Below are 16,870 nucleotides of genomic sequence, written 5' to 3' on the forward strand. Positions count from 1 at the left end.
ATTAAAACTGAAGTAGTAGCTATTTTAAGGAATTGCTTATGCAAATTTAGGTCATTATTTGTGGAACGAAATAACCGGAATCCAATTTTTATATGAAAATGAAACTTTAGACAAAATAGATAAATTTTTGCTTGGCAAATACAGCGATACTTTTAACGTCGGCGATATCTTTCCAGAAATTTCATCAGATAAGTTAGTGCCCGTTTTAGAAAAGCAAAATATCTGCAAATTGATGTTAGAAAATAATTACTTAGCAGTCAGAGTTACCGATGCTCATTTTCAAGAGAAATTAGCCAATCGAATCTACGATAATGCCCTGAAAAAATGTTCCGAAAATTTTGTAGAAAAAGTAGAAAAAGCCAAAAAACATTTCCCTCTTTTATGGATTAATTTGCGCGGTCACGATAAGGCATGGAGTTCTCGTGTAGAAGGATATGCCAACATCATTAATTCTCTTTATCGTGATTATCCAAATATGGCGATTATATTTGATGGATTTCCTGACGAAAAAACTACTATGGAGAAAATATTAGCTTTAATTCCTAACAAAATTACTACCTATAACGCCCTCCATTGTCCTCTTTATGAAACCATTATTTGGGCAAATTCTATACATTATTATATAGCCTTTATTAGCGCCGGATTAACTTTAGTAGCGTGGTTAGCTAATAAACCAGGAGTAGCACATTGTAATTTCGGGCACACTAGCGATCAAGCACCTTGGTGGGGAGAAGTTCGAGAAAATGGCATCAAACCAATGTTTGTGCCAGCAGATTGTATTGCCGATTTAGATGACGAACATGGTCCTGGTTATTGCGACTACGATTTTGATTGGCAGTTGATTTACGATCGCCTAATTAAAATACACCAAAAATATTACCCGAAACAACTCCCTAATTCTTGGTATAAAGGAGAAATAACTGCTCAAAAATACTTGGCAGCAAAACCGGGTAAGAAAATCAAGATCGAAGTAATAGTCAAGAATTTAAGTAACGTTACTTGGTCAGGAAAAGATTTTAACTGGATACGTTGTGGCAATCACTGGTTGGATGAAAATGGAAAACTTTTGCAAAATGATGATGGTAGAGTCTTGTTGCAAGAAGATTTGAAACCCCAAGAAGAAATTGAATTAACTTTGACTATAACCACACCCAAAACCGAGGGAAATTATATATTAAACTAGACTTAGTTCAAGAAGGGGTGACTTGGTTCAAAAACAAAGGTTTTCCCACTTCCAAAGTCGAGGTGCAAGTTAAAGCTGATTCGCTCTCAGAACCCAACATTAAATCAGAGCAGTTGATTGAAAAACCTCTGCTTATTACAGAAAGAACTCTGAAAGTTCTAAAAAATGGTAGTTATAAGGATTGCTTGAAACTAGGAGAGACTTTAAAGAAAGAAGGGAAGCTAGATGAAGCTTTTACTGCTTTAGAAGAGGCGATCGCTCTTCATCCTAATTATTCCTGGTCTTATAATTCTTTGGGGAAAGTTTTGGAGAAACTCGGAAAACTAGACAAAGCAGCGATCGCTTACCGTCAAGCTATCAAACTTAAACCTAAGTTTCCTTGGTATCACTATAACTTAGGACAAGTCTTAGAAAAGCAAGGTAAATTAGAAGAGGCAAAAACTATTTACCGTATAGCGCAGGAGCTTTACCCAAATTTATCTTTATTCCAGAATATTAATTTAACTAAGAAATAACCTAAAATCAAACTCACACAAAGAAACCCGGTTTCTAGAGTAGAAAAACCGGGTTTCTTAAGTTTGTCTGCGTCAGTCCTGATTCTAAATCTTACAGCAATGCATCAGGATGGTGAGGTACAGTTGCAGATTAATCTCTATCCACTGTAACACAGCCTTCGTTTGCTGTTACAACCTGGAAGGTTGTGTTACCACTCATTACTAAATAAAATTTTGTACCTCACACGCGGGCGTGAAATTGCTGTAAATACTATTCTATAGTAATAGACTGAGGACCTTCACTTTTGCTATTATCTGCTCCTGTGGTAGAACCATTAGTAGGAGTATAACCAGTCTGCTGATTAAGCCAAGTTTTCACAGGATCATCATTAAGATTTAGTCGCAGTATACCAGAGAAAAAGCCTCCGAAAAAGGCTGCTGGTTGTTCAATCAATTCTTTTACAACTGGAGTTAATTCATCTAAAAACATCAAACTTTTCCTTTTGCTAATACTATCTTTCTCAGCAGATAAAATTATTCACTGATATTCTAACGCAGTAAATATCCAAGTATCATCAATTTATCAATGGTCAAAGTCACTCAAATATTACTTTTGAATTTTGAATTTTGAATTTTGACTTAAGCGTAGCGCCATAAACTAACTGTTCAGAGCTAACTTGGCTTCCTGAGCTACCTGCTCAACTTCATCCTTAGTCAATTCTGTTATTATTTGTTTTGCTTCTGAACTTCCTAACCTATGTAAAGCTTGTACCAGTCTATAACGCATTTGCCAATCACTATGAACAGCAAAAGGCTTTAGTAAAGGAATAGCTTCTAAATTTCCTAGTTCCCCCAAAGCACTAATGGCCATAGTCTGTATTAATTCATTATCTGATTTCAGAGCATCTTGCAGTAAAAAGAATGCTTTTGGTTCCCCCATTTCTCCGATTGCTGCAACTATACTAACTTTCACTAACCATTCTGGTGTATTCTTGTATAGTTCTTCTAAGTCATCAAAAGCTTGGGTAATTTTTAATGCTCCTAAAGCATCTGCTGCTGCTGCTTGGACATCAAATTCAGGATCATTGAGGAGACAATCACGCAATATTTCTGCGGACATTGTTAAATTTTGCTCTCCCAAACTTGACATTTGGCTCACAGCAGCGTATCTTACGCGAGTATTCTTGTCCTTAATTGGAGTTTGGATTAATTCAAAAGCGATCGCTGGTTCTATTTGCCGTAACTGATTAACTCCGCGCAAGCGATCGCCTAATTCTTCAGATATTAATAGTTGTTGAATCAAATCTGGTGTAACAGTAGTTTCCATAAGTTCTGTTCTTTTAATTTTTTGTAGCAACTCAGTATGAGGCTTAATGTTTAGGACTTACGCAGAAATGGCGTTGATCAACCGAGTTTATTGGTTGCTTTGCCTAAGTCCTGATCTTATTATAAATTTCCGAATAATAAAAAATAGGTAAGCATTTCCTGTGGAATGCTGCGCAAACATCCACCAGCTTTCAGCCATTAGCTTTAGAGGATAAACTTAATAAATAATATCAAATCCAATAGTATTGGTACGATTCAATATCGTAGAGGTTTTGTCTCCCAACCTTGCCAATATAGGAGTTTTTGCCAATATTCATTTTATTCTCCAAAGGTGGATTTGATATTAATAGCTCATAGCTGTTTTCGGCCTTTGAGCCAATATGAAACACTGCGCGACATGAAAAAGAAACTCCTCTCTTGGCGAAGCATTTCGCAGAAAAAGAGGCTAACTAATAGCTGAATGCTTACAAAAATAGAATCAATTATTCCAGAAAAATTATCAATTCTTTTTCCTTACTCACCACTCTCTTTTTCTAGCTCAGTTGCGATAGCTCTAATAATGTCACCACTGGTTAATATACCAATCACTTCATCATTTTCATTTACCACTGGCAACCGATGAATACTACGCTCGTGCATCAGTTTAGCTGCCACTGAAAGTGATTGATCTGGTGCAGTAGTGATCGGATTTTTAGTCATTACATCCTTAACAGTTTCTCCTAAAGCTTTATGAACTTCTTTCTCATAACGAGCTGGATTTTCTAGGAAAATAACACTATCTAAAAGCATAATGTAAAGTGGGGGTGTGACTCCACTTGCTTGCCACATTAAATCTGTTTCTGATACGATACCAATTAACTTTCCCTTTTCATTGACTACAGGAAGACCACTAATATGTTGCTTTGCCAAAATTTTAATTGCTTCTTTCAAAGGCATTTCTGGTTTGGCAGTAATTAGATTGCCAGTCATAACATCTGATACTATTTTGTTGGTCATATTTACCTCTACGATTTTTTTCTGGTTAGATTATGGTAGACATATATAGCAATCCTAAATCATTTGTAAAAAAAACTATAGGAGTTTAGTCTTCAAATCCTAATTTTTGCTTGGGTTGGGAGACCAGGGTTGGGATACCAAACCCCTACTATCAAATATCTCCAAAAATCAAATCAAATCCGATCCAGAAATTATCAATTATTTATCCCTGTTCCTTAATTCTTTTTTCCCTCTTTTCTGGAAATAACTTAATGTCAACATCTAAAGGCCAAAAATCAGAAAATCACCCTGGCGATCGCCATGTATTTGTTTGCCAAAATCAATCTTGTCTGCGCCACAATTCTCAAGAAGTCCTCAATACCTTTAAAGCTGAGACCGAAAATTTGGCCAATGTCCATATTGAGGCTAGTGGTTGTCTCGGCCAATGTAGCACTGGCCCTACAGTACGAGTTATGCCAGATGAAATTTGGTATTGCCGAGTCCAACCTAATAATGTGTCACTAATAGTCAGACAACATCTCCAAGGCAATCAACCTGTAGATGATATGCTCCACCCCAGAATTCATCCTCGCTTCTACTGATTTTGGACTTGCTTAGAAACCGGGTTTATTTTCAGCCAGAAATCAGAGCGAGAGACCCGGTTTCTTGGTTTTAAACCCTTTTAACTACCGAGAAAAGCCATTCTTGAATCAACTGATTAACCTGTTCAGGAACTTCGTCATGGGGACAATGACCTGCTTTGATGAAATATTCTGTTAATTGGGGATAATATTTCCGAAACTGGGCACTTCTAGTTTTGGCGTTCATCCAAGGGTCAGCTTCTCCCCAGAGCATAAGTAAGGGACAATCTAACTTACTCAATAATTCATCTACTTTTTGGCCAGATGGTCTCTTGAAAACAGAAGCAAACACTTTAGCCGCTCCAGGGTCGCAAGAAGGTCGATATATATCTTCTATTAATTGATCTGTAATGGCGCTTTGATCTAAGTAAACTTTCTGTAAAATTTTTCTAATATTGCTCCGCCGTCGCGTCCATTGAAATAATAAAAAACTAGGTAAATCTTGCAAAAATAACCACTTCATGCTATTAGAAATAAGTTTTCTCCATAAAGGAGGCTGAGAAATAGGCTGAGATTCAGTAAATGGTCCCGCACTGTTAATCAGTATTAAACCTGCTACAGAGATTGGATATTGAGCTGCTACACATAATCCTGTATAGCCTCCAAGAGAATTTCCCCCTATCACTACTGGTCTACCAATAACTTCAGTAATAAAGTCATTTATCTGTTCTTGCCATAGTTGACCACTATATTGCCAGTTTGGTTTACCTGAACGTCCAAATCCTAGTAAGTCAACAGCAAAAACCTGAAAAAACTGGCTTAGACCTGCAATGTTTTTGCGCCAATGATCTGTTGATCCTCCAAAGCCATGTATTAATAGCAAAGGTGGATTTCCCTGATCAGACTCACCTACACATAAGTAGTAGATTTGCTGATCCCGCCATTGCCAATAACTACCAGGTACTGTAGCTGTCGTAAGCACTGATTTAGTTAACATCATGTTAAAAAATGTAAATATTTATTAAGTTAAATTTAATGTAACATCAAAAATCAATTGGGAGCAGGTGATATTAGTCACAGAAGATTTATTCTCAATGATCCCAATCAGAATATAGGAATCAAAAAAATCTTTGCTTTTTGATTAAAACCAAATTAATTTTAGATATAGCAATTGACATTAGAGAGCTTGAACCGTCTACAACATCCAGTCAATAATTTCACTTTTGACGTCAGCTACAAGAGAAAACTATAGAGGGTTTGGGAAAATTTCTTAATAGCATAAAATTATTATTATACTAACTAAATGAATAAATAAGCTACTTTAAAAATAAAAGGTTAATTATATATTTTTTTATACTACTATAGTAGTACGCATCCAAGTCCAAAGATATAGATATTAGATTATTTTCCAGAAATTTTGAAGGAATTTGCATTAATTCTATTTAGGTACTTTATTTTTATTAAGAGTTTTGATATGATAGGAAATATGAGAACAGCAATGCTCATACAAAAGCTTTTTCAGTAGTAATGCATTGTAATGGTTGTTCATAGTAATTATTTTGATTATATAAAAGATGGTGGTAAAAAATTCTACTTTCATAATCAAGTATTAATTGTTTATATCCACCATTACTATGTATAACTTCTGAAAGTTTAGAGAAGATTCACAACTATTGATAAAAGTAGTTGTTAACTATGCCCAATACAATCAGGCTAGGGAGTTTTTTAAGTGGTTGCTATATCATTACGTCCACGTCAAATAAGTCAAAATTGGGTGACTATTAGCTTCGCTTCTACCCTCTATTTGTGTCCGATCCTTGATCTGCTCCTAGCAGATGTTCCTAAGATCTGGCATCCGGAATTACGACTAGGATTACAAGAGGCGCTAGTAAATGCAACAAAGCATGGGAACAATTTAGACCCTAATAAAAGAGTTTTCGTTCGTTTTTCAATTATCAAAGACTACTACTGGTGGGTGATCTCAGACCAAGGTCCAGGTTTTGAACCTCCTTATAGAGCTAACCAAAATCAACAACAAGTTACAAATGATGACTCAGAACAATATACTTGTTGTTGTGACGATGAAAGTGACTGTGGTCGAGGAATATTTATTATTTACCAAGTTTTTGATTATATTGAATGGAATTCCAAGGGTACAGAGTTAACCTTATGCAAAAATGTTAGGAATAACTCTAGATTGCCCTTGATCAGATAATTAACTAAATTGAAAGCTAATTTTTCTGAGAACCATGAGTTGGACATGGAGGTGCTGAGATGGATCGATCTAACCATCTAATGGCTTGGTTGAGGCGAGCGATCGCTTCAGTCGGTTGACCCTGAATCAGAAAAACCACAGCAGCTATAGTTAGCTCTAATGCACGAACTTGGCGATTAGATTTGAGTCGATGCCAGTCCCTTTCTGGTATAGCAAGTCTTTCGGCTAAAGCTTGGGCTAGTTCTAGTGTGCTATATTGTTGTAAATCTATATGACTAGAACTGTGTACTTGATTAATTAGAGGGGTTGAGTTAGGGTGAAGCATATCTTTTGAGATAATGTTTTCCAGTAAACTTAATATATCTAGTATGCCAGTATGAACCCAACTCCCGAAAATTCTCCACAAAAATTAAATGATAACTCTTCAAATTGTGCCCCAGTTAATCAGGAGTCAGAAGTTTCAGAAATGGAGTTGGCACAAGCATTGGCACAGGTGGAACTTACTCTTACTGCTGTGAAGGAACGTTATTCTCAAGTTCAGTATTACCAGCAGCGCAAATTAGAACTGCAGCATCGTTTAGAAGAAATCCGGCCGGAAATACGTCGCGACAAAACTCGTAAATTGCGAGAAGAGTTACAACAGATACAGACAGAATTAGAAACAATAGAATTAAACTTAGAAAGCAGTTTGTTTGGTTGGCATAGCATAAAAGAGCCATTTTGGCAAGCTGTGCGATTTGGAGGTTTAGGAATAGTTATAGGTTGGCTATTAAAATCTTGGGCTGGATAATAAGTTATCAGTAGCTGTTGCCAGAGGGTTAAAATAATCAGCGCTTTTCAGATTGATAAACCACATCGTCATAACCAAAATTTAGTAGGGACGTTCGCATTTTTGTTATGCAACGTCCCTACTGTGGTTTACTGAAATGAAAACCGCTGTAAAGTTTTAGTAGCTACTGGTAGTGCATTGTTTCACCTAAAATGGTGCAATAGATTTAGGTTGGTTTGAGGGACCTAAACCCAGCAAAAATCTTTCTCCCGTAGGGACGTTGCATGCAACGTCCCTACCTCACTCCCCTACTCCCTAATGCACTATTTTAGCTGAAACAGTCCAGTAGGGTGTGTTAGCGATAGCGTAACGCACCAATACTCCATATATAGTCCCTTTCCATAAGTCCTGATACTAAAGTTTTAGGATAAAATTTATCTCCATTTTTAAGCATTCAGAAAGAAACCTTTATCGCTATGGCAAAAACCTGTTTCTATAAATTTTCAAGCTTGAGCAATTAGTTGTCGAACAGGTTCTTGCTTCTCAATGATATTTTCTGATCGCTCCCACTGAAAATAAAAGGAGCGCAGAAAATTTTGGATATTCCGATAAGCACATAATTGTTCAGTCGGACTTGTAAGTATTTTTCGGATACTTTTCAAAATTCTCCCAAATCGAAATACCAGATGGACGGCGCTCAGTTTCAATCAAGATATCTAACCAAGAACTTATTTGCTCAATACTCAGCATATTCTGTTGGCAAATTTTAACAGTTGCTTGTGCCAGTCTCTCCTCTTCAGAGTGAAGATAAACTGATGGTACTGGTTGCTGAAGTTTGGTGGCGATCACTATTAATAATCTCATTAAATCTAAATCCTTGAGATAGGAACTCAAACTCAGAATACCTAAAGCATCGGCAACATCAGCTATTCCATGAGACCATGCTTTTTCTGGAGAAATGTATCCTCTTAAATCTTGCTCTTTTTCTAGATAAGTTAAGTAGAGTTCCATGCGATCGCGAATTTCTGCTTCTTCTAGATAAGGATCCTGGCGATGGAACTCAGTTAAATCATTTAAAAGTAATATTGAATAACTCCGCAAAAATACTCCATCGCTTTCTGTTTCACCGAGACCTGTTTTGATATTAACTTTGGCTTGTTCTGCCAGTGCTAACAGTTCTGAGTGATTGTAGTAAGTGCGGTCGTACCATCCCCAAATCCATGCACTCAAAGTCATATAACTGTAATCCCGCAAATCCGATCTTGTCGCTCCTAAATTATCCATTAGCTTAGGGGTTAATTCTGCAACTTCATAATTATCAGGAACAGCAAATTTATTCTCGAAAATTGATTTTAAAAGTTCTATATCCATTGATTTTATGTGTTAAGTTATGGAAATTATTGAATTTATGAGGTAAAACTTTTGGGTGTTGCTGAATTAAGGGATAAATATGTTAAGTAGTGGTAGTGGGATGGGCATCCTGCCCGTCCGAAAATACAACGTTTTCCGAATATGTTAAGTAGTGGGAGTGGGATGGGCATCCTGCCCGTCCGAAAATACAGCATTTTCCGAATATTTTAAGCAGTGGGATGGGCATCCTGCCCGTCCAAAAATACAGCGTTTTTCGCTATCATAAGGTACACCCATCGCCGGCAAGATGCCGGCACTACATGATTTTTACCATTTACCCTGTACATCATTTGGCCGAAATATGCTGTATAAGGAACGGGCAAGATGCCCATTCCACAAAACTATTAAAATCATCCCGCATTTATGCAATGCCAGCTTTTGATTTTGAACAACAATATCACAGCAATAAACCCGGTTTCTCTGCTTTTTTATAGCGATACTAATTTGATATTATACAGGCGCTATAAATTAAGATAGAAGAGTCAGGAGTAAACCCACCCTTAACCCCTCCCAGGAGGGGAAAAGGAAGAGTGGCGAATCATTCCGGAACGAAAAGTTCTAATTATTAACTATTAACTATTAATTATTAGGCGTTGGTGATTTGAGGTATGATTTATTGTCTGGATAAGAGCGCAAACAAAAAACTTTCTCCCTCTACTATTCTTTCTTCTTCTTTCCTCCTGACTCCTGACTCCTGACTCCTAAATAATTAACATTAGTATCATACACTAATTCACCAACGCCAATTATTAATTATTCGGGAATATCTGTTTGCTTTTTAGCTAAAATTGCCACATATTCTAGAGGTTTACCATTAAAAAAACGACGATGGAGATAGGATTTTGTGGAATGTATTTTTAAGTAATCTTTTGCCACTGCCTCACGGTAAAAATTGACAAATTCTTGACAATTATCCTCACATTCGTAACTGGTTTTTGCTACATTAAATAACACCCAACCTTGATTTTTAATGAAGTTCATTCCTGTGACAAAAGCTTTTACCGGAATATGACCTTCACTCAATGCAGAACAACAAACAAAACCATTTAACTTTTTCTCGTTCAGAAAATCCCTAGTTGATTTTGATAATTGAGTCAAATCCTCCACAAAGTAATTTTCATATATTCCGGGAGTATCTCTTTGAGTAGCTTCAGCAGCTTCGGGAACAATATCAATACCAATAATAGATTTTACTCCTAGTTTGGCAACCGCTTGACCGAATAATCCGCTTCCCGCTCCTAATTCTAATAGTTTTAGCTCCTCCACTGACTCACCGTTATTTTTTAAATTTTCGGTTAATAAAGTAGCCATAACTTGCGGAGAACGATAGGCGAGTTTCTCTAAAGCTAAATAGTTATAAAGTCCTGGGATACTATAAACTTCTCCATAATCATGGAGTTTTAATCGACGCTCTTGCCCGTTTTCTGTAATGAAAAAATATTCTTCATTAATTGGTAAATTTTCGATGTTATCAGGTAAGCGAATTTGAAAGTTAGTTAACATTTTGTTTTAATTTTCTTAATGAATTATCAGAACTGACGCAGCCAAACTCAGAAACCGGGTTTTTACGAGAAACTCGGTTTCTTTGAGTAAATCCCAATTATCCTGTGGGAATAGTTAAAGCTTTGCCATTATCACTTGCTCCAATATGTAGCAGAAAAGGAACAGCAATTTTCACCCAATCTTGAGGTTGAAGACACTTAGCTGCTTTTTCTTGTCCATAAACTGTTTCTAAAGTATCAGTATGGATGGTTCCCGGCCACAGAGAAACTGCTGCCATTCCTGGAGGCAACTCTTGAGCTAAAGCTTTAGTCATGCCTTCGATCGCCCATTTACTTGCACAATAAGGTGCAGCCTAAGCAGCAGTGTAACGTCCCCATCCTGGACTAAAATTAACAATTACACCTTGACTTTTAGCTACCATTTGTGGTAAAAAATGCCGGAGAACATTCGCCACTCCTTTGATATTGATATCAATTACGCGGTCGAAAATTTCCCCTTCTATTTCCCACAAGGGTGCAAGTTCGTGTACGATGCCAGCATTATTAATAATTAAGTCTGGAGCATCATATTTGGAGCTAATTATTTGACTCCAATTTTTGACTTGGATTTCATTAGCAATATCGACAGCAGTAAAATGATGGGGTTCGCCAAATTGTTGTTCCAAGGAAGCGATCGCTTCTCTATTCAAAGAACAACCAATAACAGTATGACCTAGTTCAATAAAAGCTTCGGTCATCACGCGACCAAGACCTCTACTAACACCAGTAATCAGAATTAATTTTGACATAATTATACTTATCGAGAAATACACGCAAAGAAACCCAGTTTCTAGGGTTAAATCCTTGTCTTTGACAATAAACACCAAAGAGAAACCGGGTTTTTGGGTTCCCATAGTTTTAGTGCTGGTAATTATAGTTATATCAAGTCCGGTTGAATAGTTATAAATAAACGAGGGAGTTGTAGAGACCTTGCATGGAAAGTCCCTACGGAGTTAGGAGTCAGATGGAACAATACAGAAATCCCTGTACCAATAACTCATAGGTTTCATCCAAAAATATTTGGCATAACCCTCGCTCACTGCTTCACTGCTTTCTCAATACAGCATAGATGGAGAATTATCAACTACATAAAACGTATGACCTTGATCGTCTTGATAGATGGGATTTTCGATTTTAGTAGCACGAGTACCTTCAATTGCTCTACCAGTATCTGCTGCTGCATCAATAACCCAACCTGTAGATTTCATGGAATCAAGCATTTCAAAAGTAACAATGGGTGCATCTCCTTGAGCAATTTCCACTGTATTGATAAAAATATCATAATCTTTAAATTCTTGTCGCATTAGATCGACATTACTCCGGCGACGTAATATAGGTTCAATTCCTTTACTCAGCAAATATTTCAAGACGCCATCAGCCACATTTCCTGAGCCAAATACTGCTACTTTATCGTTCTGGGTAATCCCACCTCGCAACATAATGGCTTGCATCATTGAGGCATAACCTGCTAGTATACTATTTTTATGAGTAATATCTCTGGGAACATTTAAAGTTTCTGTTTTTCCTTGAGTAACACGAATAGAGATGCAATTGGTAATATCAAATAGTCGGAGATTTTTGGGTTCAGCGCAGTATTCTCTAAAATGTCTTCCTGATGCACCAAAGGGATGAATCCAACCTGCCAGAGTTTGATTTTCTCTAAAGTATTGATAATCTTGGGGTTGGGGAACTTTAATACAGCAAATTACGTCTGCCCAAGTAAATAGACTTTCGCGATAATAACCAGCACCTTCTCCATAATCTGCATCGGGAATATCTAAAGTTTCCCCATAACCTTGTTCAAATCTACGTTCGTCTTCGGGACTACAGTAGGATAAATATTGTGGTAATAAACCGACTCTTTTTTCATTAGGGAAAGTGGGTTTAATGTAAGCAATTTTCATTTGATGTTCTTCAAGTGTTAACTATAGTAACATTAAATCATTAGAGAGAAAAAGCTGTAGAGGTTTGGTCTCCAAGTATCCTAGCGCTTGGGTTTGGAGACCAAACCCCTACTATAAAATGTTACAATCTATTGAGGATTGCTATAAGTTTAGGAAGGGTTGATATCAAATGCTGTAAATTTAACTTGTTTCATTTTCCCAAAAAATAGGGAATCGATTGTGGATGAGGATCTCTCCCCCAACCCCTCTCCTACGAGCGAAATGGGAGTCCTTCTCCCCCTTGCCTTGCTAGGGTTGGGGGGTTGGTTTTTTAATCCCCAGGGTGTGTTAGCGGTAGCGTAACGCACCCACACCCTATATATATTGCCTTTGCGTAAGTCCTGTGATAATTTCTGTTTCAAAAAAATAGGGAATTTTTATTTTTGGAGATGTCTAATAGAAGTTATTAACTAGCTATTAGCTTTTAGTATTCCGAAGCAAAACGCTCCTACTGGAGTGTCAAGACTAAAATTGTTAGGACCTCTCCCCCAACCCCTCTCCTACGAGGAGAGGGGAGAAGGACTCCCCCTTCTCTTGCTAGGGTTGGGGGGGTTAGGTTTTTTAATCCCTGGTTTCTATAAATCGGAAAGTTTAGGAAAGCTAAAACATCCTCTTCTAAAAGTTTACTGCTGATTGCTGATTGCTGATTGCTGAGTGCTCTTTAAATTCATTTTCTAAATTTGTCGCAAATGGTAATTTTTGATTCAAGAAAAAATCTTCTATGTTTCCAGGTTCGCGAATAATTTCCATTTTTCCATCACTATAAGCTACTTCTGCGGGATAATTGTGCAGAGCAAAATTAGTTAAACTATGATTAAACCCATAAGCTCCACAATTATAGATTACCAAGCGATCGCCTATTTCTATATCTTCTGGCACCATCACATCCTCTACCATAATATCTAAAGGTGTTGGCAGTTTTCCTCCCAGGGTTGCTTTCTGGGTATAGTCACCATTTTTTCCTAGCACTTCCATGTATTTACTTGCTGGTTTCATAGAAAGTCTTAATAGTTGGTGAACACCCCCATCCAAAATAATAAATTTTTGTCCTAGAGATTCTTTGATATCAACTACCTCTGTCATATAACATCCTGCCTCTCCTACCATATAACGCCCCATCTCTACAATACAATGATATGGATAAGGATTATTGTCAAAAATTCTTGGCAATTCTTGGCCAAAAGACTCCATATCAAATTCAGTATCCACAGCATTATAAGGTATACCAATGCCACCACCAAAATCTAATAGGGAGATATGATAACCTTGGTCATTAATTCTGTTAGCTATATCAATGGTATTTGTCCAAGAATCTAGTAATTGATTGTAGTCTAGGACATTACTTTCCGTAAATATATGAATACCTTTTAAGTTAAGATTCTCCAAAGAATCTATAACTGCAATTTCTTCTATAGCTTTGTCTTCATCTACACCAAATTTGCTAGATATACTAACGATAGTTTGACTTTTTAGACTAGGTTGGACACTATTAGGATCACTGTTACCACAACTACTGGCTTTTTCCCTAATTTCGCAACTCTGACTTTTTCTGTATAAGGGGTTAATCCGAATTAAGACATCTTGTTTTTTGCCATATTTTTTGGCCAAGCCATGCAAGCGACGAGCTTCATTTGCTGATTCTAGTACAATAATGCCAATCCCCATTTCTATGGCCACTGCTAGTTCAGAATTAGTTTTTCCTGGCCCTGTAAACACAATTTCTGAAGCTGAAAATCCTGTTTTGAGTGCTGCTTGCAATTCTCCCGTTGAACTGATATCTGCTCCACATCCTAGTTGAGCCAATTTGTGGCAGATAGTTAAATTGCTATTGGCCTTGAGAGTATAGAGAATTTGGAAATTTGGCGGCAAGTAATCTCGTAGTTTGGCATATTGACAGCCAATTTTATTGAGATTGTAGAGGTATAGGGGACCCTTGTATTGTGCTGAGGCTGTTTTTATTTCTTGCTCAGATCAAAGAATTGAACGCACTTGATTTACATTCAAATTATTAGTATTTTTCATATAATTATACTTGAATTTTTCGGTTGTTGAATAATTTTTAGTAGTCAGTAGATATCTCCATAAAAGAGGGAATAGGAGAAAATAATTAGTTAAGCATTTCCTGTGGAATACTGGGCTAACAGCTATTAGTAGTCAGCCGTCAGTTCCTGGCTTTATTAATGAATGAAGCCAGATTTTTTTTAACTTTTACTAGATTTTCAACCATCAATCTGAGTTATTAACCCATATAATTTGTGGTAATAAATTATAGAACCATTTGAATAGCTGTTAGCTGATTGCTAAATGCTGACAATAATTAGGACTTACACGGGAGGAACCCGGTTTCTACGATAAATCGTTGTTTTTAGCATTAATAATCTACCCTCGTACCGGGTTTGTGGGTTGATCTGCGTAAGTCCTGAATAATTAACAATTTCTGTACAACTATTGATTTTATTTTTTATTGTTGGAAATGTCTAAATAGTGAAAGATTTTTTTAGCAAAAAAGCAAGTGACTAATTCCGATATAAACAAAATATTTATAACTCAAAGTAAGGAATATGTCAACAGCCAAAATATCATATTTTATCTGAACCGTAGTGCATTAAAATACAAGATTTAGCCAAAAACCCAGTTTATTACCGAAAAATTTGGGTAGTTAGGGAATAATTAATAATTAATAATTTGGATAGTGCAAATTTCTAGCAATAGTTATTCCTAGGTATAGGGTTTCCCATAGTCATAAAGTACATCTATGTTTTATTCTATTCCCTATTTCCTATTCCCTAAAGCCTAGAATTTTGTACTCTCTAGTCTAATAGACTAAAATAAAAAAAATTAGTCAAAATAGTTAAGTCTAATCGACAGGATTAAATAAATGACAAAGCAACGCATTGTAGAAATATTAAGAAATGGTCAACCTAATGATCAAATAACAATTCAAGGGTGGGTACGCACTAAGCGAGAGTTGAAAGAATTTGCTTTTGTAGAAGTTAATGATGGTTCATCTTTAGCTAATTTGCAAGTAGTATTAAATCCCGATCTACCAAATTATCAAGAAATTTTACAACAGATAAATACAGGTGCTTCGGTAGAAATGACTGGTGTTTTAGTGGAGTCCCCAGCAAAGGGACAAAGAATTGAACTGAAGGCCGAAAGCGCGATCGCCTATGGTGATGCGGATCCTCAAACATATCCTTTGCAGAAAAAACGTCATTCTTTTGAGTTTCTCCGCACTATTGCCCATTTGCGAGGACGGACTAATACTTATGGGGCAGTTTTTCGGGTGAGAAATGCTTGTGCTAATGCCGTTCATAAATTTTTCCAAGAACGAGGTTTTTTGTGGGTTCATACTCCTATTATTAGTGCTAGTGACTGTGAGGGTGCAGGGGAAATGTTTACTGTTACTAATTTTGATTTAAAGAAAGTTCCTCTCACAGAAAAACAAGATGTTGATTTTAGTCAAGACTTTTTTGGAAAGCAGTCTTTTCTAACAGTAAGTGGACAATTAGAAGCAGAAATTATGGCAACTGCTTTTAGTAATGTTTATACATTCGGACCGACTTTTCGAGCCGAAAATTCTAATACTTCTCGACATTTAGCTGAGTTTTGGATGATTGAACCAGAGATGGCTTTTTGTGACTTAGAAGGGAATATGGACTTGGCTGAAGAATTTTTAAAATATATTTTTAAATCTGTCTTAGAAAGTTGTCCGGAGGATATGGAATTTTTCAATCAACGGATTGATAAAACTGTTTTGGAAACGGCAGATACGATTATTAATAATAGTTTTGAAAGAATTAGTTATACAGAGGCTGTTTCTTTATTGGAAAAGACAGATAAAAAGTTTGAATATCCGGTAGAATGGGGTTTGGATTTACAGTCAGAACATGAACGTTATTTGTGTGAGGAATTGTTTAAAAAACCTGTGATTGTAACTGATTATCCAGCAAAAATTAAGGCTTTTTATATGCGGTTAAATGATGATGATAAGACAGTTAGGGCAATGGATGTTTTGGTGCCAAAAGTAGGAGAAATTATTGGAGGTTCTCAGAGGGAAGAACGTTTGAATATTTTGGAAAAAAGAATAAATGAACAGGAGATGAATAAAGAGGAATTATGGTGGTATTTAGATTTGCGTAAATATGGTACAGTGCCTCATGCCGGATTTGGTTTGGGATTTGAAAGAGTAGTGCAGTTTATGACAGGAATGGGGAATATTCGAGATGTGATTCCTTTCCCGAGAGCGCCATTAACTGTGGATTTTTAATGTTAGGAATGATTATGGAAGACAAGGAAGACAAAGAAGTTTGTAGGTTGGGTTGACGAAAGGAAACCCAACCAAAATATCTATCTGAAAAGATGTATTGGTTGGGTTTTGCACTTCTCAACCCAACCTACGTTATCAGCGATCGCTCATTTATAGCTTTTCC

General features: G+C 36.6%; 15 protein-coding genes and 1 pseudogene. 6 read left to right on the plus strand and 10 right to left on the minus strand.

The genetic code is table 11. The features are described 5' to 3' along the window. Nucleotides 1-58: 58 nt before the first annotated feature. Both VKJ25_RS14400 and VKJ25_RS14405 read left to right on the plus strand, forming a co-directional pair. The gene (locus tag VKJ25_RS14400; RefSeq protein WP_324237324.1) at nt 59-1,183 is read left to right on the plus strand and encodes a hypothetical protein; all 1,125 of its coding nucleotides are present in this window, start codon (nt 59-61) and stop codon (nt 1,181-1,183) included. A gap of 17 nt (nt 1,184-1,200) precedes the next feature. Further along, a complete protein-coding gene (locus tag VKJ25_RS14405; RefSeq protein WP_324237325.1) occupies nt 1,201-1,698 on the plus strand; it encodes a tetratricopeptide repeat protein in 498 nt (165 codons plus the stop codon). Between the two features lie 250 nt (nt 1,699-1,948). Here the strand turns inward: VKJ25_RS14405 and VKJ25_RS14410 are convergent, their stop codons facing one another. The 3 genes from VKJ25_RS14410 to VKJ25_RS14420 form a co-directional block, all read right to left on the minus strand. Next, nucleotides 1,949-2,167 carry a ssl0294 family protein gene (locus tag VKJ25_RS14410; RefSeq protein ID WP_324237326.1) on the minus strand — a complete coding sequence of 73 codons (219 nt, stop codon included), beginning with the start codon at nt 2,165-2,167 and terminating at the stop codon, nt 1,949-1,951. Nucleotides 2,168-2,335: 168 nt separating this feature from the next. Beyond that, nucleotides 2,336-3,004 (minus strand): phycobilisome degradation protein NblB, encoded by a 669-nt coding sequence (gene nblB, locus VKJ25_RS14415; RefSeq protein ID WP_324237327.1) that lies wholly within the window; start codon nt 3,002-3,004, stop codon nt 2,336-2,338. A 512-nt stretch (nt 3,005-3,516) separates the two neighbouring features. Beyond that, nucleotides 3,517-3,999: a CBS domain-containing protein gene (locus VKJ25_RS14420; RefSeq protein WP_324237328.1), complete on the minus strand. Its 483-nt coding sequence runs from the start codon at nt 3,997-3,999 to the stop codon at nt 3,517-3,519. Nucleotides 4,000-4,250: 251 nt separating this feature from the next. On the opposite strand from VKJ25_RS14420, the gene VKJ25_RS14425 reads away from it, so the two are divergent. Continuing rightward, nucleotides 4,251-4,580 carry a (2Fe-2S) ferredoxin domain-containing protein gene (locus VKJ25_RS14425; RefSeq protein WP_324237329.1) on the plus strand — a complete coding sequence of 110 codons (330 nt, stop codon included), beginning with the start codon at nt 4,251-4,253 and terminating at the stop codon, nt 4,578-4,580. Between the two features lie 70 nt (nt 4,581-4,650). On the opposite strand, the gene VKJ25_RS14430 is transcribed toward VKJ25_RS14425, so the two are convergent. Next, nucleotides 4,651-5,556 (minus strand): alpha/beta fold hydrolase, encoded by a 906-nt coding sequence (locus VKJ25_RS14430; protein WP_324237337.1) that lies wholly within the window; start codon nt 5,554-5,556, stop codon nt 4,651-4,653. Nucleotides 5,557-6,288: 732 nt separating this feature from the next. Here VKJ25_RS14430 and VKJ25_RS14435 point away from each other — a divergent pair. Next, nucleotides 6,289-6,774, plus strand: coding sequence for an ATP-binding protein (locus VKJ25_RS14435; RefSeq protein ID WP_324237330.1), 486 nt, complete (start codon nt 6,289-6,291; stop codon nt 6,772-6,774). A 16-nt stretch (nt 6,775-6,790) separates the two neighbouring features. Here VKJ25_RS14435 and VKJ25_RS14440 read toward each other — a convergent pair whose 3' ends face one another. After that, complete coding sequence (locus VKJ25_RS14440) at nt 6,791-7,099, minus strand: DUF6439 family protein (RefSeq protein ID WP_324237331.1); 309 nt, start codon at nt 7,097-7,099, stop codon at nt 6,791-6,793. 51 nt (nt 7,100-7,150) lie between these two features. Here VKJ25_RS14440 and VKJ25_RS14445 point away from each other — a divergent pair, with 51 nt between their 5' ends. After that, the gene (locus VKJ25_RS14445; protein WP_324237332.1) at nt 7,151-7,564 is read left to right on the plus strand and encodes a sll0565 family protein; all 414 of its coding nucleotides are present in this window, start codon (nt 7,151-7,153) and stop codon (nt 7,562-7,564) included. Between the two features lie 603 nt (nt 7,565-8,167). On the opposite strand, the gene VKJ25_RS14450 is transcribed toward VKJ25_RS14445, so the two are convergent. From VKJ25_RS14450 to VKJ25_RS14470, 5 genes and pseudogenes are all read right to left on the minus strand, one after another. Further along, nucleotides 8,168-8,914 (minus strand): DUF2785 domain-containing protein, encoded by a 747-nt coding sequence (locus VKJ25_RS14450; protein WP_324237333.1) that lies wholly within the window; start codon nt 8,912-8,914, stop codon nt 8,168-8,170. 792 nt (nt 8,915-9,706) lie between these two features. After that, on the minus strand, nt 9,707-10,456 hold the full coding sequence (locus VKJ25_RS14455; protein ID WP_324237334.1) for a 50S ribosomal protein L11 methyltransferase: 750 nt from the start codon (nt 10,454-10,456) through the stop codon (nt 9,707-9,709). A 97-nt stretch (nt 10,457-10,553) separates the two neighbouring features. Further along, nucleotides 10,554-11,348: pseudogene (locus VKJ25_RS14460) on the minus strand (SDR family oxidoreductase). A 201-nt stretch (nt 11,349-11,549) separates the two neighbouring features. Continuing rightward, complete coding sequence (locus tag VKJ25_RS14465) at nt 11,550-12,398, minus strand: Rossmann-fold NAD(P)-binding domain-containing protein (protein ID WP_324237335.1); 849 nt, start codon at nt 12,396-12,398, stop codon at nt 11,550-11,552. Nucleotides 12,399-13,052: 654 nt separating this feature from the next. Beyond that, on the minus strand, nt 13,053-14,396 hold the full coding sequence (locus VKJ25_RS14470) for a type III PLP-dependent enzyme domain-containing protein (RefSeq protein WP_324237338.1): 1,344 nt from the start codon (nt 14,394-14,396) through the stop codon (nt 13,053-13,055). 919 nt (nt 14,397-15,315) lie between these two features. Between VKJ25_RS14470 and asnS the strand changes: the two genes are divergently transcribed. Next, nucleotides 15,316-16,707, plus strand: a complete 1,392-nt coding sequence (gene asnS / locus VKJ25_RS14475) for an asparagine--tRNA ligase (RefSeq protein WP_324237336.1) — start codon at nt 15,316-15,318, stop codon at nt 16,705-16,707. Nucleotides 16,708-16,870: the final 163 nt, after the last annotated feature.

The sequence above is a fragment of the Okeania sp. genome (assembly GCF_035285525.1).
GTDB lineage: Bacteria > Cyanobacteriota > Cyanobacteriia > Cyanobacteriales > Microcoleaceae > Trichodesmium.

Excerpts from the sequence above, each read along its gene's own strand:
- VKJ25_RS14410 (WP_324237326.1), bottom strand. The coding sequence starts at position 2,167 with ATGTTTTTAGATGAATTAACTCCAGTTGTAAAAGAATTGATTGAACAA.
- nblB (WP_324237327.1), bottom strand. The coding sequence starts at position 3,004 with ATGGAAACTACTGTTACACCAGATTTGATTCAACAACTATTAATATCT.
- VKJ25_RS14420 (WP_324237328.1), bottom strand. The coding sequence starts at position 3,999 with ATGACCAACAAAATAGTATCAGATGTTATGACTGGCAATCTAATTACT.
- VKJ25_RS14425 (WP_324237329.1), top strand. The coding sequence starts at position 4,251 with ATGTCAACATCTAAAGGCCAAAAATCAGAAAATCACCCTGGCGATCGC.
- VKJ25_RS14430 (WP_324237337.1), bottom strand. The coding sequence starts at position 5,556 with ATGTTAACTAAATCAGTGCTTACGACAGCTACAGTACCTGGTAGTTAT.
- VKJ25_RS14440 (WP_324237331.1), bottom strand. The coding sequence starts at position 7,099 with ATGCTTCACCCTAACTCAACCCCTCTAATTAATCAAGTACACAGTTCT.
- VKJ25_RS14445 (WP_324237332.1), top strand. The coding sequence starts at position 7,151 with ATGAACCCAACTCCCGAAAATTCTCCACAAAAATTAAATGATAACTCT.
- VKJ25_RS14450 (WP_324237333.1), bottom strand. The coding sequence starts at position 8,914 with ATGGATATAGAACTTTTAAAATCAATTTTCGAGAATAAATTTGCTGTT.
- VKJ25_RS14455 (WP_324237334.1), bottom strand. The coding sequence starts at position 10,456 with ATGTTAACTAACTTTCAAATTCGCTTACCTGATAACATCGAAAATTTA.
- VKJ25_RS14465 (WP_324237335.1), bottom strand. The coding sequence starts at position 12,398 with ATGAAAATTGCTTACATTAAACCCACTTTCCCTAATGAAAAAAGAGTC.
- asnS (WP_324237336.1), top strand. The coding sequence starts at position 15,316 with ATGACAAAGCAACGCATTGTAGAAATATTAAGAAATGGTCAACCTAAT.